General features: G+C 68.3%; 12 protein-coding genes. 4 read left to right on the top strand and 8 right to left on the bottom strand.

Annotated features, from left to right (window positions below):
* Positions 1-11 precede the first annotated feature (11 nt).
* Complete coding sequence (gene pstS, locus AL755_RS00920) at positions 12-1,130, bottom strand: phosphate ABC transporter substrate-binding protein PstS (RefSeq protein ID WP_054009314.1); 1,119 nt, start codon at positions 1,128-1,130, stop codon at positions 12-14.
* Between the two features lie 246 nt (positions 1,131-1,376).
* Between pstS and AL755_RS00915 the strand changes: the two genes are divergently transcribed.
* From AL755_RS00915 to disA, 3 genes are all read left to right on the top strand, one after another.
* Complete coding sequence (locus AL755_RS00915; RefSeq protein ID WP_054009313.1) at positions 1,377-2,504, top strand: FUSC family protein; 1,128 nt, start codon at positions 1,377-1,379, stop codon at positions 2,502-2,504.
* 82 nt (positions 2,505-2,586) lie between these two features.
* Entirely contained in the window at positions 2,587-3,984 is a 1,398-nt protein-coding gene (gene radA, locus AL755_RS00910) for a DNA repair protein RadA (protein ID WP_054009312.1), read from the top strand.
* A gap of 79 nt (positions 3,985-4,063) precedes the next feature.
* The gene (gene disA / locus AL755_RS00905) at positions 4,064-5,131 is read left to right on the top strand and encodes a DNA integrity scanning diadenylate cyclase DisA (RefSeq protein WP_054009311.1); all 1,068 of its coding nucleotides are present in this window, start codon (positions 4,064-4,066) and stop codon (positions 5,129-5,131) included.
* Between the two features lie 45 nt (positions 5,132-5,176).
* On the opposite strand, the gene AL755_RS00900 is transcribed toward disA, so the two are convergent.
* Entirely contained in the window at positions 5,177-5,857 is a 681-nt protein-coding gene (locus AL755_RS00900) for a hypothetical protein (protein ID WP_082368783.1), read from the bottom strand.
* Positions 5,858-5,987: 130 nt separating this feature from the next.
* Between AL755_RS00900 and AL755_RS00895 the strand changes: the two genes are divergently transcribed.
* Positions 5,988-6,920, top strand: coding sequence for an A/G-specific adenine glycosylase (locus tag AL755_RS00895; RefSeq protein WP_237762442.1), 933 nt, complete (start codon positions 5,988-5,990; stop codon positions 6,918-6,920).
* A gap of 161 nt (positions 6,921-7,081) precedes the next feature.
* Here the strand turns inward: AL755_RS00895 and dhaM are convergent, their stop codons facing one another.
* From dhaM to AL755_RS00865, 6 genes are all read right to left on the bottom strand, one after another.
* Entirely contained in the window at positions 7,082-7,768 is a 687-nt protein-coding gene (dhaM, locus tag AL755_RS00890; RefSeq protein ID WP_054009308.1) for a dihydroxyacetone kinase phosphoryl donor subunit DhaM, read from the bottom strand.
* Positions 7,765-8,424 carry a dihydroxyacetone kinase subunit DhaL gene (dhaL, locus tag AL755_RS00885; RefSeq protein ID WP_054009307.1) on the bottom strand — a complete coding sequence of 220 codons (660 nt, stop codon included), beginning with the start codon at positions 8,422-8,424 and terminating at the stop codon, positions 7,765-7,767. The genes dhaM and dhaL overlap by 4 nt, the downstream gene beginning before the upstream one ends.
* Positions 8,425-9,426 (bottom strand): dihydroxyacetone kinase subunit DhaK, encoded by a 1,002-nt coding sequence (gene dhaK / locus AL755_RS00880; protein WP_054009306.1) that lies wholly within the window; start codon positions 9,424-9,426, stop codon positions 8,425-8,427. It abuts the gene before it with no gap.
* 114 nt (positions 9,427-9,540) lie between these two features.
* Positions 9,541-11,505 (bottom strand): glycosyltransferase family 39 protein, encoded by a 1,965-nt coding sequence (locus AL755_RS00875; RefSeq protein ID WP_082368782.1) that lies wholly within the window; start codon positions 11,503-11,505, stop codon positions 9,541-9,543.
* Positions 11,502-12,833 carry a bifunctional glycosyltransferase family 2/GtrA family protein gene (locus AL755_RS00870; protein WP_082368781.1) on the bottom strand — a complete coding sequence of 444 codons (1,332 nt, stop codon included), beginning with the start codon at positions 12,831-12,833 and terminating at the stop codon, positions 11,502-11,504. The genes AL755_RS00875 and AL755_RS00870 overlap by 4 nt, the downstream gene beginning before the upstream one ends.
* Positions 12,834-12,931: 98 nt before the next feature.
* Complete coding sequence (locus AL755_RS00865; protein ID WP_150116973.1) at positions 12,932-14,425, bottom strand: sensor histidine kinase; 1,494 nt, start codon at positions 14,423-14,425, stop codon at positions 12,932-12,934.
* Between the last annotated feature and the right edge of the window lie 8 nt (positions 14,426-14,433).

The following is a 14,433-nucleotide window of genomic DNA, read 5'->3' as shown; positions in this document are numbered from 1 at the left end:
GTCCTGGTTACTTACTTGCTGACGGTGATCGAGTTGATTGCTGCCTGTGCCTTGGTGGCGAGGGCGGCGGACAACGGCGAGCTCTTGGCTGCCTGGGCACCCGTCTGCTGGCCGGCGGTGCTGACCACGTAGCTGCCGAATGCCTTTGCCAGGTCAACCGTTGCGGCGTCCGGGTAGGTTGCGCAGAACACGCCGTAGGAGACGAGGACGGCGGGGTAGGCGCCGGCTTCGGTCGTGGTGCGGTCCAGCTTCAGGGAGAGGTCGTTGGCGCCACGACCGGCAACCGGGGTGGCCAGGTCTACGGCCTTGGCGGCGGCCTCGGCGGAGATCGCGACGAAGTTGTCGCCAACCTTCAGCTCGGCCTTGCCCAGTGCGTCGGTGACGGCGGAATCGTCGGCGTAGGCGATGGCACCGGAGGTCGAGGTGACGGTGGAGATGACACCGGCGGTACCCTTGGCGTTTTCACCCGGCAGGGAGGTGGGCCAGTCGCCGGAGGCTGCATCGGTCCAGACGGACTTGGCGGCCTGGGCCAGGTAGTCCGTGAAGTTCTGCGTGGTGCCGGAGTTGTCCGAGCGGTGCACGGGGGTGATGGCCAGGTTCGGCAGGGTGACCGACGGGTTCGTGGCCTTGATGGCGGCGTCGTTCCAGTTCTTGATGTCGCCGCGGAAGATCTTCGCGATGGTGTCGGCGTCGAGCTTGAGGTCCTTCACGCCGGGGACGTTGAACGTCACGGCGATGGGGGAAATGTACCAGGGGACGTCAATGGCGCCGGCGGGGCCGCACTTGGCCTTCGCGCTGGCGAGCTCTGCGTCCTTCATGTAGGCGTCGGAGCCGGCGAACTGCACGGCGCCGGCGATCAGTGCCTTGCGGCCGGCACCGGAGCCTTCCGGAGAGTACTGGATCTTGGCGTTGGGGTTCGCGGCGGTGAAGCCGGCGGTCCAGGCGTCCATGGCGGCGGAGACGGAAGTTGCACCCGTACCGGTCAAGGTGCCGGAGACGGAAGCGCCGGTTGCTGCAGACGTGGAGCCGCCGTTGCCGGGGCTCACAACGTTGTCAGTTCCACAGGCCGTCAGTGCCAGTGCGCCGACTGCGAGTACTGCGGCCACGCGGCCAATGTGAAGTGCCTTCACTCGATTTACCTCTTCGATGGGTTATTTTGCAATTCCTTACGTTTAGACGGTACGAGCGCCACATGAAGCGACGGTCCACCTCAAGTGAACGGAAAGTTAACGCTGGTGGGACTTTTGGTTGATAGGCACGACGGCGGGGCCCACCTTGCGCTAATGGCCGGGGGCCGTTGTGGGCACCTTGCGCTAACGGCCGGGACGTCTTTAGGCTGTCCGGGCGCGGGTTCGCGCCGACATAGACTTGTGCCCATGGCAGAGTTTGGCAGGCCCGCGACCACCGTGCTGTTCCTGAAACGGCGGGTGCGCCTTGGGCTGCGGCGCAGTTTCAACTCGCTGCTGCCGGCCCTGCTGATCACCGTCTGTGCCGTGGGCGCTTATTTCTTCTCCGAGCGGGTGCTGGGCCATCACGGGCCGTTGTTCGCCGCCACGAGCGCCATCATCGCCCTCGGGTTTTCGCGGGATCCGCGCCTGCGCCGGGTCCTGGAGGTGGGGCTTGGCTGCACCATCGGCATTGCGGTGGGGGATGCGCTGCTGCACTGGTTGGGATCCGGGATCTGGCAGGCGGCCCTGGTGGTGTTCCTTTCGGTGATGCTGGCCCGTTTCCTGGACAGCGGGGCCATTTTCACCACCCAGCTTGCCCTGCAGTCCCTGCTGGTGGTGTTGCTTCCCGTCCCCGTCGGCGGGCCGTTCACGCGCAGCATCGACGCCGTCGTCGGCGGTTGCTTTGCGCTGGCCGCCACGCTGCTGGTGCCCCGGGATCCGCGGCGCGAGCCCAAGGACGACCTCAAGATCATGCTGGGCGAGCTGGCCATTGTGCTGCGCGAATGCGCGTCGGCGTTGTCGTACAACGACGCCACCACCGCCTGGCATGCGCTGGTGCGGGCCCGGAATCTGCAGCCCCGCATTGACTCCATGCGCCAGGGCTTGCGCAGCTCCGTGGAAATTGCCCGGCTCTCGCCCTTGTACCGCAGGCATTTTGAGGAGGTGGACGGCCTGGCCCGGCTCATGGAGCGGGTGGACTACGCCATGCGCTCCAGCCGGATCCTGGCCCGCCGGCTGACCAGCGTGATCAACAATGCCGCGTTGTCCGACGCCGGCACCATGCACCTTGCGGAGGTCATGAGCGAGTCCGCGGCCGCCGTCGACGAACTGGCCGCGGCCCTGGCGCATGACCCCGCCGGTGCGGGGAAGGCCTCACTCAGCCATGCCCGCGATTCGCTGGCCGACATTGCCACCCGGCTCCATCCGGCTAACCTGGAAATCACCCGGATGGAGGGTGAGGCGCTGGTGCTGTTGTTCCGCACGCTCATGGTGGACATCCTGGAAACGGCCAAGATGGATCCGGCCGAGGCCCGGGACCTGCTGCCGAAGCTCTGAGCCCGGCCCGCTGCCCGGTGCCCGGACGCCCGCTGTTTGGAAGACGCGGTGGGATGTCGGTGCTCGGCGCTAGGGTTGAACCATGGCAACAAAGACAGCTCGCAGCAACACCGGACAAAATTTTCGCTGCACTGAGTGCGGTTGGACTGCGGTCAAATGGGTGGGCCGCTGCGGGGAATGCCAGGCCTGGGGCACGGTTGAGGAGATCGGCACCGTGGTGGTGCGCACCACCGCCGCGACCACCGTGGTGCACCCCGCCCAGCTGATCTCCGAGGTGGACGCGTCCAAGGCCGCCCACAACCTGACGGGCGTTCCGGAACTGGACCGCGTGCTCGGCGGCGGCATGGTGCCCGGTGCCGTGATCCTGCTGGCCGGGGAACCAGGCGTCGGCAAGTCCACGCTGCTGCTGGACGTGGCCGCCAAGTTTGCCCGCAACGACCACGGCCGGGAGCCGCAGAAGGTCCTGTACCTGACGGGCGAGGAATCCGCCGCCCAGGTGAAGCTGCGCGCCGAACGCATCGGCGCCGTCGCCGACACCCTCTACCTTGGTGCCGAAACCGACCTCGGTACGGCCCTGGGCCAGGTGGAGGCCGTGCAGCCGGCCCTGCTGATCGTGGACTCCGTGCAGACGTTCAGCAGCACCCTGGTGGATGGCAGCGCCGGCGGCGTCTCGCAGGTGCGCGAGGTTGCGGCGTCGCTCATTGCCGCCGCCAAGCGGCTGAACATGACCACCCTGCTGGTGGGGCACGTGACGAAGGACGGCTCCATTGCCGGCCCCCGCCTGCTGGAGCACCTGGTGGATGTGGTGTGCCAGTTCGACGGCGAACGCCACTCGCGCCTGCGCCTGCTGCGGGCCGTGAAGAACAGGTACGGCCAAACTGACGAGGTGGGCTGCTTTGACCTGACCGATGACGGCATCGAGGGGCTGGCCGATCCCAGCGGCCTGTTCACCTCCCGCACCAGCCGTCCCGTGGCCGGGACCTGCATCACCGTCACCATGGAGGGGCGCCGCCCGCTACTGGCGGAGGTGCAGTCACTGCTGGCCCCGTCCATGGGTTCGCAGCCGCGCCGCACCACCAGCGGGCTCGATTCCGCCCGGGTCGCCATGCTGCTGGCCGTGCTGCAGCAGCGGGCCGGCGTGCGCCTGGATTCCGACGACAGCTACGTGGCCACGGTGGGCGGGGCCAAACTGAGCGAACCGGCCATGGATTTGGCCGTTGCCCTGGCCATCGCCTCGGCCAAGATCAACAAGCCCGTGCACCACAAAATGGTGGCGTTTGGCGAGGTGGGGCTGGCCGGGGAGGTGCGCCCCGTCCCGGGCATCACCCAGCGCATCCACGAGGCCCACCGCCTGGGGTTCACCCATGCCCTGGTCCCGTTGAGCCCGGCCGGGCCCGGGACCATTCCACCCAATTTCACGGTCAAGCAGATTGAGCACATTGCCGAGGCCACGGAGTTGCTGCTGCACGGGGGCGAATAACCGCAAATGCGGGCGGTTCCCACTATTATGGGCATTGTGACTTGTGCGGATTCCCGCGCTTGAAAAGAAGGATTCGTCAATGCTTCGCAGCCCCGAAGAGGCCCTCAAGGCTACTCTTGCCCGTGTTGCCCCGGGAACGCCGCTGCGCGACGGGCTTGAACGGATTCTTCGCGGGCGCACGGGGGCATTGATCGTGCTCGGCATGGACAAGACCATGGAGAGCCTTTGCTCCGGCGGTTTTGAAATCGGCATCGATTTTGCCCCCACCCGGCTGCGTGAACTGGCCAAGATGGACGGCGCCATCGTGTGCGACAAGGACGTGACAAAGATCCTGCGCGCCGCCGTCCAATTGGTGCCGGACCCCAGCATCGAGACCCAGGAATCGGGCACCCGGCACCGCACGGCCGAACGCGTCGCCATCCAGACCGGCCTCCCCGTGGTTTCGGTGAGCCAGTCCATGCAGATCATCGCCCTGTACGTGGACGGGCTGCGCTACGTCCTGGAGGGTTCGGAAAAGGTGCTGGCCCGCGCCAACCAGGCCCTGGCCACGCTGGAACGCTACCGCGCCCGGTTGGACCAGGTGACGAGTTCGCTCTCCGCCCTGGAAATCGAAGCCATGGTCACGGTGCGCGACGTCGCCGTGACGTTGCAACGCCACGAAATGGTGCGCCGCATCTCCGAGGAAATCGCCCAGTACGTGCTCGAACTTGGCGCGGACGGCCGGCTGCTTTCCCTGCAGCTGGACGAATTGTCGGCAACGCGCGGTTCGGGCGCGGACATGGTGATCCGCGACTACACCGATCCGGACGTCACCGACGTCGACGCCGCCGTCACCGCCCTGCAGGAGATCGACCAGGCCGACCTCATCGACCTGAACCTGATTGCCGGGATCGTCGGGCTGCCCACCTCAGACTCCCTGGAAATGATCATCCAGCCCCGCGGCTACCGCTTGGTGTCCGAGCTCAAGGCCGTGCCGCGCGCGGTGGCCGGACGCCTGGTGGACCACTTCGGCGGCCTGCAGAACCTGATGGCGGCCACGATCGACGAGCTCATGGTGGTTGACGGGATTGGCGAATTGCGCGCCCGCACCGTGCGTGAGGGCCTGTCCCGCATTGCCGAAGCCAGCCTGCTGGACCGCTTCCTCTAAGCAGCTCCGCGCAAGGCAGTTCCGCAGCCTCGCAATAGCGGCCGGTTATTTCAGCGTGAACACAACCTTGTCGCTGGACCATTTGCCCAGTGTCGCCACGAATACGTAGGTGGCTCCCCCGCCGCTTACCGCGGTGCTGGTGCCCTTGGCGCATCCCGGGGCCGTGCGGTTGCGTTTCCAAGTGAAGGTGGCGGTTTCGGACGCGCCCGGCCGCAGGTTCTTCACGAGGTCGGTGGACTCCGCCTGGCAGTCCCGCGAGTTGAAGACGGTGTCGTCGCCGCTGGTGACCTTGAATTCCATCTGGCTCGTGCCGACGTTGATGTCACAGGGCGACTTGCCGGTGTTGGTGACTTTGAGCGTGAGTTTCGGGTCCTGGCCGGACGGGTAGGAGGTCTTGTCGACCGTGCCGCCGACCTTGATGCCGGCCTCGTCGCACACGCCCGACGCCGGGGTGCCGGGTTTTGCGACCGGGTTGGCCGGCGATTGGGTGGCCTGCGTGGTGGCTGCCGGAGCGGCGGCCGCGGGCACGCCGTCGGACTTCCCGGACCCACGGGAGGCGATCAGGCCGGCCAGGCCAATCCCGCCCGCAACCAGCGCCGCGAGCACCAGGACCGCCAGCGCGGCCGCAACTTGGCGCCGTCGGCGGTAAACCTTGGCGGAAACCTTGGGCCTGCGGGCAGGCTGGCGCACGCCGCCGCCCTGCCCGTTTTTTCCTGATGTAACCACCCTTCCAGAGTAGCGAAATCCGGGACGCCGCCGAACCAACCACGCCGCCGCGCGAACCTGTGATCTTGCCCGGCATGTTCTAGAGTTGAACTGCCCACGGGGCGGCAAATCGAGGGCAAAAGGAGACACCTTGCATCAGGAAGTGGCGCAATGGTTCCGCCAAACGGCGCGGGACCTGCCGTGGCGGGGTGACTGCTCCCCCTGGGGCGTCCTGGTCAGCGAGATCATGCTGCAGCAAACCCCCGTGGTCCGGGTCCAACCCGTCTGGGAGGAGTGGCTGGAACGCTGGCCGACACCCGCCGCCTTTGCCGCCGAATCCCCCGCGGAGGTGCTGCGCGCCTGGGGCCGGCTGGGCTACCCGCGCCGGGCCCTGCGCCTGCACGCGGCCGCCGCCATGATGGTGGAAAAGCACGACGGCGCGGTCCCGGACACGTTCGAGGAACTTTTGGCGCTGCCCGGCATTGGCACCTACACGGCGGCCGCCGTCGCCGCTTTTGCCTTTGGCCGCCGGGAAACAGTGGTGGACACCAACATCCGCCGCGTCCACGCCCGGCTTGTCATTGGCCAGGCACTGCCGTCGCCCGCGCTGACGTCCGCGGAAATGAAACTGGCCGCCGAACTCCTGCCGGCCGACCCCGCCGAATCGGTCGAATGGAATGCCGGAGTCATGGAGCTGGGCGCCTTGATTTGTACGGCGCGGAGCCCCAAATGCGATTTTTGCCCCGTCCGGGAGCAGTGCGCCTGGATCAAGGCCGGCCAGCCCGAACCGACCTACATTCCCAAGGGCCAGCCGTGGGCGGGCACCGACCGGCAGGTGCGCGGCGCCGTCATGGCCGTGCTGCGTGCCGCGGAGGCGCCCGTGCACGCAGACCTGCTGTGGGGTCCGGCCACCGAGCAGGACGCCGCCGCGGCACACCTGGCACACCCGGCCGGCGTGGCGGCTGCTCTCGGCAAACTCCACGGGCTGAACACCCACGCCCCCCAACTCCGACGCGCCCTTGCCGGCCTCGTCACCGACGGCCTGGCCCAGCACTCCGCGGACGGCTACCACCTTCCCCGTTGAGAGCCCAGATCACCCCGCGTTGAGAGCCCAGATAATCCCCTCCAGCATTGTTGAGAGCCCAGATAATCCCCTCCAGCATTGTTGAGAGCCCAGATAATCCTGGGATTATCTGGGCTCTCAACCGTTTTTGGCGGGGTGATCTGGGCCCTCAACGGTTGGGGTCAGAGTTCGCCGAAGCCGTTCTCCACTTCTTTGCGGACCAGGTCCACGGCGCGTTCGGCGTCGGGTCCGGTGGCGCTGACCGCCAGCTCGGTGCCCTGACCGGCGCCCAGGGTCATGAGCATCATGACCGATTGCCCGTCCACGCCGTTGATTTCGATCTCCACATCCAGGGCACCCAGCTCCCCGGCCAGGACCGCGGCCGGGCGCGCGTGCAGGCCCATGGGGTTGATCAGCTTCAACAACGCCGTCACGGCCCCCGCGGAACCGGCGGACGGGACAGGCTGGGCGGCCGCCGGCAAAGCGGCCGCTGCCGGCTGAAGTGCGGTTTCCGCCGCCTTCACCACGACGGCGAGCGCGGCGCCGCCCTGCGCCGTGACGGCCGCGGCAACGGCACCTTCCACGAGGGGGGCGTCCGCCAGCAGGATGTCCGCGGGGTTTCCGAGGAATTCAAGTGCCGATTCGGCCGTCATGACGGCCGAGCCCAGATCGGCAAGCACCACCACACCGTCGCCGGTCCCGGCTGATTCCAGCGCGGACATGACCTTGTCCAGGGACGTGCCGATGCCACCGTCGTCCGTGCCGCCGGCGGCGAGCAGGGTGACGTTTGGCGCCATTTGGGCGGCCAGCTCCACCACCCCGGCAGCCAGTTGGGAGCTGTGCGAGACAATCACCAATGCGACGCTCATGCAGCGCTCTCCGCTGCCTGGGCCGCGGCGCGCAGGATCAGCGCGGACGACGCAGCGCCGGGGTCGCGGTGCCCGATGGCCCGCTCCCCCAAATAACTGGCCCGGCCCTTGTGCGCGATGAGCGGATCCGTGGCCACGGCGCCTGCCTCGGCGGCAGTCGCGGCGGCGGTCAGTACGGCGGCAGGCGTTTCCCCGTTCCCCGCGGCAGCGACGGCCGCGTCGACGGCGGGCGTCCAGGCGTCGATCATGGTCTTGTCCCCGGTTTCGGCCTTGCCGCGGGCCACGACGCCGTCGCGGGCAGCGGTCAGTGCGGCCGCCAGCAGCGCGGAATCCAGTTCCGGCGCATCGCCCACAGCGGTGGCTGCGCGCAGGAATGCGGTGCCGTACAGCGGGCCGGCGGCGCCGCCCACCTTGGACATCAGCGTCATGGCGGCCATCTTGAAGGCAGCCCCCGGCGTCGCGGGTGTTTCCTCGTCCAGTTTCGCCAGGATCGCGGTGAAGCCGCGGTCGAGGTTTTCGCCGTGGTCGCCGTCGCCAATGGCCCGGTCAAGTTCGATCAACGCCATTCGGTTCTCGGCCACGACGGCGGCACTGCGCCGCAGCCAGTCCGCCGCCCAGGCCGCGCCAAGGGTGTTCCCGGCAGGAGTGTCAGCCATTTACATCCCCCATCGCAGTGCCGGCGTGTTGACGGGTGCGTCCCACAATGCCGTCATTTCGTCGTCCAGGCGCAGCACCGAGATGGAGCAGCCCTGCATTTCCAGCGCCGTGATGTAGTTGCCCACGAGGGAGCGTTCCACCACCAGCCCGGCGTCCTCGAGCACCTTCGCCGCGTGCCGGTACACGATGTACAGCTCGCTTGCCGGGGTGCCGCCCATTCCGTTGACGAACAAGAGGACCTTGTCCCCCGCTGCCGGCTTCAGGTCCGCGAGGATGGGTTCGAGCAGCCTGTCGGTGATGCCGTCGGCGTTTTCCATGGGGATCTTGTGACGGCCGGGTTCGCCGTGGATGCCGATGCCGATCTCAATCTCGTCCTCGGCCAATTCAAAACTCGGCACCCCGGCGTGCGGGACGGTGCAGGCACTCAGGGCCACGCCCATGGTGCGCACGTTGTCGTTGACGCGCCGGCCAATGGCGGCCACGGCGTCGAGGTCGTCACCGCGTTCGGCCGCGGCCCCGGCAATCTTTTCCACGAGCACGGTGCCGCCCACGCCGCGCCGTCCGGCCGTGTACAGGGAGTCCTCCACGGCGACGTCGTCGTTCACCAGCACGGTGCGCACCTCGATGCCGTCGGCCTGGGCCATCTCGGCGGCCGTTTCGAAGTTCAGCACATCGCCCGTGTAGTTCTTCACGATGTGCACGACGCCGGCGCCCGCGTTGGCTGCGGCCGTCGCCGGAATGATCTGGTCGGGGGTGGGCGAGGTGAACACCGCACCGGGGATCGCGGCGTCGAGCATGCCGTAGCCCACATAGCCGGCGTGGAGGGGTTCGTGGCCGCTGCCGCCGCCGGAGATCAGCCCCACCTTGCCCGGCTTCGGGGCGTCCTTGCGGGTGATGAACAACGGGTCGGGGTGGACGGTGACGTGGGCGGCGTGCGCCTTGCCGAACCCTTCCACCGCTTCGTCAACTACTGCCTTGGGATCATTGATGAGTTTTTTCATGGCGGAACCCTCCGAATCGCACAGTGAGTAAGTAAACGCGACGTGGCCGCGTTCTGGCTTGAACACTACCCGGCCCGGTTGCCGCTTGGTAGGGGCAACCGGGCCGGGCGTCCATCAGCCAACCAGCTTGTAGACGGTGGAGCCGCCCACCGTGGTGGCCTTGTAGTTTTGCGCCACCCAGGTGGCAATGCTCGAGCTGCCGCCCTGGCCGGCCCCCGCACCGCCGCCGCCCATGTCGCCGGCGATGAAGTAGCTGACTTCGCCGTTGGCCACCATGGCCTTGAACTGCGCCAACGTGGGGTACGGGTCCGATCCGCTCCAGCCGCCCAGGTCGATGACCGAGGTGCCGGTGGCGAGCTCAAGATCGGCCGCACTGCTGGCCCCGGAGATGATTGCCGACCACTTGGTGGTGGTCCGTTCCAACAGCGAGTACAGCGCGGTGGACGAGCCCGCGGAGTTGCCGGCGCCGCCAAGGCCCGCGCCGCCTGATCCACCGCCAGCCGCACCCGCGCCGCCCGGTCCGGCGCCCTGCCCCGAGGAGGACGGGCCCGACGTCGGAATGGAGCCCGTGTGCCCCTGGGCCGCCGTCGCCAGGGTCCAGGCGGCCGGCGCCAGGCCCCCGGCCAGCAGAGAGAACACAATCGCGATGCTTGCCCCGGCCTTGAAGGCTCCCACCCGCCACCGGTCCAGCCCCGTCATGATGGCCGCCCCGCCAATAACACCGCAGGCAATGACCACGAACTTCAACCACGGAAGCCACGACGGGTCGCGGGCCAGCAGCACGGCCGACCAGATGGCACTCCCGGCCACCAGAACCGCCAGGACCACCCGGGCCGGGGCATGTTCCCGTCCGCGCCACAGTTCGACGGCGCCGATCCCCACCAGCGCTGCCACGGCCGGCGCCAGCGCCACCACGTAGTACGGGTGGATGGTGCCTTCCATGAAGCTGAAGGTCAGTGCGGTGACCACGAGCCAGCCGCCCCAGAGGATCAACGAGGCGCGCACCTGGCTGGTCCGTGGTGCGCGGCGGGTGAACCAGAGCCCGGCCACGAGGGCGATCAGGGCCGCCGGCAGCAGCCAGGAGACCTCGGCACCGAAGGAACTGCCAAACATCCGCAGGATCCCCGTGGCCCCGCCAAATCCGGTGTTTCCGCCACCGCCAAGTCCGCCGCCAGCACCCGCACCGCCGCCTCCGCCGTTGCCGCTCCCGCCCAGGATCCGGCCCAGTCCGTTGTAACCCAGGGCCAGGTCCCAGAAGCTGTTGTTCGAGGAGCCGGCCATGTAGGGCCGCACCGAAACCGGCGTCAGTTGGAAGGCCAGCAGATAAGCGCCCGAGACGGCTACTATTCCGCCGACGGCTGCCATCAGGTGGGCGATCCGCCGGCCCAGTGTGGTGTTCGCCGCCCAGAGGTAGGCCAGCCCCAGTGCGGGGATGGTGAGGAAGCCCTGCAGCATCTTGGTCAGGAACGCCAGCCCAATGAGGGCACCGGCCAGGGCCAGCCAGCGCCAGCCGGGCTTTCCGATGGCCCGGACCACGGCGTAGGCCGCGGCCACGAGGCACAGGGTCAGCATGGCGTCGGGATTGTTGAAGCGGAACATGAGGGCCGCGACGGGCGTTGCCGCCAGCGCTCCCCCGGCAATCAGCCCGGCTGCGGGGCCGCTGACGCGTTTGACCGCGGCATACAGAAGGGCGACGGCGGCCACCCCCATGAGGGCCTGCGGCAGCAGGAGCGTCCACGGGGAGAATCCGAAGACTCGCCCCAGCAGGGCCGGAATCCACAGTGAGGCCGGGGGCTTGTCCACCGTGATGGCGTTGCCGGCGTCGAGCGAGCCGAAGAGCAGGGCGGTCCAGTTCTTGGTGCCGGCCTGCACCGCCGCGGCATAGAAGCTGTTTCCGTAGCCCGAATTGTTCAGGTTCCAGAGGTATAGGAAGGCGGTGGCGATCATGAGCGCCACCGCGGAGGGACGTTGCCAGCGCGGCCGCACGGCGGGAGCCGGCGGCTTCGGGACTGCGGCACGGCCGGAATCGGGCGTGGGAGGCGTGGCGTGGACGGCGGATTCTCTGGTGAAGGTACTCATTTGCCTGTCTCCCTCGCTGCTGTTGTTGATATTGCTGTTGGGATGGTCCCCGCGGGGGTTCGGAAGATCCAAAGCCGGAAGGCAAGGAACTTCACGAGCGTTGCCATCAGGTTGGCGAGCACCACGGCCACCACCTCCACGGTTCTGTTGGGGCCGCCAACGGCGTGGATGCCCCACAATGCGCCCGCAGTGAGCACCCAGCCCACGGCAAAGACCAACAGTCCCAGGAATTGGTGCCGGAACGCTCCGGCTGGGCCAGTCCGGCCAAACGTGAAGCTGCGGTTGACGGTCGTATTGGCGACGGCGGAGAGCAGGAGCGCCGCGAAGTTGGACCATTGGGCGTCGGCCACTAGGCGGAAGGCCAGGAACAGCAGCACATAGAACAGCGTCGAGGCGAGCCCCACCATGGCGAAGCGCAGGAGCTGGCCCACCAGCCTGTGCCGCCCCGCCGCGCCGTCGTCGGCAAGCGGTTTTCGCGCCATGGCCGCCCGCAGTTCCGCGACCGGGATGCGACCGTTGACAAGGTCGCGGCTGATCCGGAGCATTCCGCGCAGGTCTGCCACGGCCGTCGCCCTGATGTCCACCTTCGAGTCGGGATCGTCCGTCCAGTCCACGGGAACCTCGTGGACGCGCAGCCCGCATCGCTCCGCCAGCACCAGCAGTTCGGTGTCGAAGAACCAGGCATCGTCGAGGGTGTGGGGCAGGAGCTGGCGTGCCACGTCGGTCCGGATGGCCTTGAAGCCGCATTGGGCGTCGCTGAAATGTGCGGCGAGGAATCCGCGCAGGAGCAGGTTATAGCTGCGGGAGATGAACTCGCGCTTCGGGCCGCGGACCACCCGGGACGTCCGGGACAGCCGGGTCCCCACGGCAAGGTCCGAGTGGCCGGAGACGAGCGGGGCAACCAGGGTGCCGAGCGCGTTCAGGTCCGTGGAAAGGTCCACATCCATGTACGCCACGATGGGCGATTGCGAGGCCAGCCACGCCGTCCGCAGCGCGTGCCCGCGGCCCTTCATGCCCAGGTGCAGCACGCGGACGCCGCTGATCTCGCGGGAAAGCTCGGTGGCAATGGCGAGCGTGGAGTCGGTGCTGGCGTTGTCCGCCAGGGTGATGGAGTACGTGTAGGGAAAGTTCTCGGCGAGGTGGCGGTGCAGTCGCCGGACGCAACTTTCCAGGCTCCGTTCCTCGTTGTAGACCGGAATGGTGATGTCCACCATGGCCGGCGCGGTGTGGGGCATGCCGGCGGTTTGGCCGGACGGGGCGTCCTGCGGCGCGGGTTCCCGGGACGCCCGCGGTTCCAGGAGTTCTTGGGGGCTCGATGTTGTCGTCATGGTTCAACCATCGCGGGGCAAAATCAGCCCAGTTTAGACCGAACTTAGGTGCAGGCTGTGGGTTGTGGAACGGGTCCGACGCCGGCCAGGCCGAGGTGTCAGGCCGGGCCGGCTACCGGCAGCGAGATGCTGAACTCGGTGCCGGCTTGGCTGCTTGCCACGGCAATGCTGCCACCGTGGGATTCCACGATCGCCTTGACGATGGGCAGGCCCAGCCCGGTGGTGCCGTCCGTGCCGGAACGGGCCGAGTCCGCCCGGGCAAACCTGTCGAAGATGCGCGGCAGGAAGCCGGGGTCGATGCCCGCGCCCGTGTCGCTGACCGTGATCACGACGGCGTCGGGGCCGGACACCAGGGAAACGGCGACGGACGTGCCCGGGTCCGTGTGCTTCTTGGCATTGCTGAGCAGGTTCGCCACGGCCCGGTGGAGCTGGCTTTCATCGCCGTGCACCATGACCGCGGCATCGGGCACGGCGATGCTCCACTTGTGTGCCGGCGCGCCCGTGCGCGCGGAGGCGGCCGCATCGGAGATTTCGGCGTCCGTGGCGACCTCCACGACCAGTTCGGTCAGGTCCAGCTCCGCCAGTGCGGGTGCCCGGCCCTCGTCATAGCGGGCCAGCAGCAGCAGGTCATCCACCAGATTTTGCATGCGCAGCGACTGCGACCGGACCCGCTCCATCGCGTCGCGGCCGCCGTCGTCGAGGTGCTGGGTGCGCACCACCAGCTCCGAATAGCCCCTGATCGAGGTCAGCGGTGTGCGCAGTTCATGGCTGGCGTCCGCCACGAAGCTGCGCACCTTGCTTTCGCTTTCCTGGCGTGCGGCAAGCGCGCCGGAAACGTTGTCCAGCATGCGGTTGAGCGCAAAGCCCACCCGGCCCACCTCGGTGTCGTTGTCGCTGGGTTCGATGCGCTCCATCAGCTCCACGTCGCCCGTGTCCAGTTCCAGCTCGGCAACGCGGTTGGCCACGGCGGAGACGTGCTCCAGGGGTTTGAGGTTGTGGCGGATCAGCACGGTGCCGGCCACGCCGGCCGCCACAAGCCCCGCCGCGGCCACGAGCACCATGGTCAGTCCCAGCGAGGACAGGGTGTCATTGAGGGTTCCGAGCGGCAGCCCCACCGTCACAAGGCTGCCGCTGGCGGTTTCGAGGGTCTCGGCGCGGTAGGCGCCCACCGCCAGGTCCACGTTCGACGGCGCCGCACCGACGGTGAGTGCCCTGAGTTTGGCGGTGTCGGCGGCCGTGAGCTGGTGCTGCTGGTACGCCAGGTCGATCCACCCCGAACGGGTCTGGTCCACGGCCCCATCCACGACGTACAGCATGAGGATTCCCTCGCCCTGGCCGGGGGCCTGCAAGGGGTTGGGCGGCGTTGTTCCGGAGCCGGACCCGCCGGGACGTTCCCCGGGCGCGCCTGCGGCCGCCTGGGCGGAGCGGCGCAGCTGCTGGTCCAGCTGGCCCGTCAGGTACGTATCCATGGCAAGGTAGCTCACCACGGCAATCCCGGCACCGACAAACGCCAAAAGTAGCAGCGACGTCGCGATCAACTTGGTGCGCAGCCGCATCCGGCGCCGGGGCGGGCGGGGGCCGCCACCCCTCACGCCGGGAA

This window comes from Arthrobacter sp. ERGS1:01 (assembly GCF_001281315.1).
Classification (GTDB): Bacteria; Actinomycetota; Actinomycetes; order Actinomycetales; family Micrococcaceae; genus Specibacter.
This window is presented reverse-complemented; position numbering and strand designations above follow the sequence as displayed.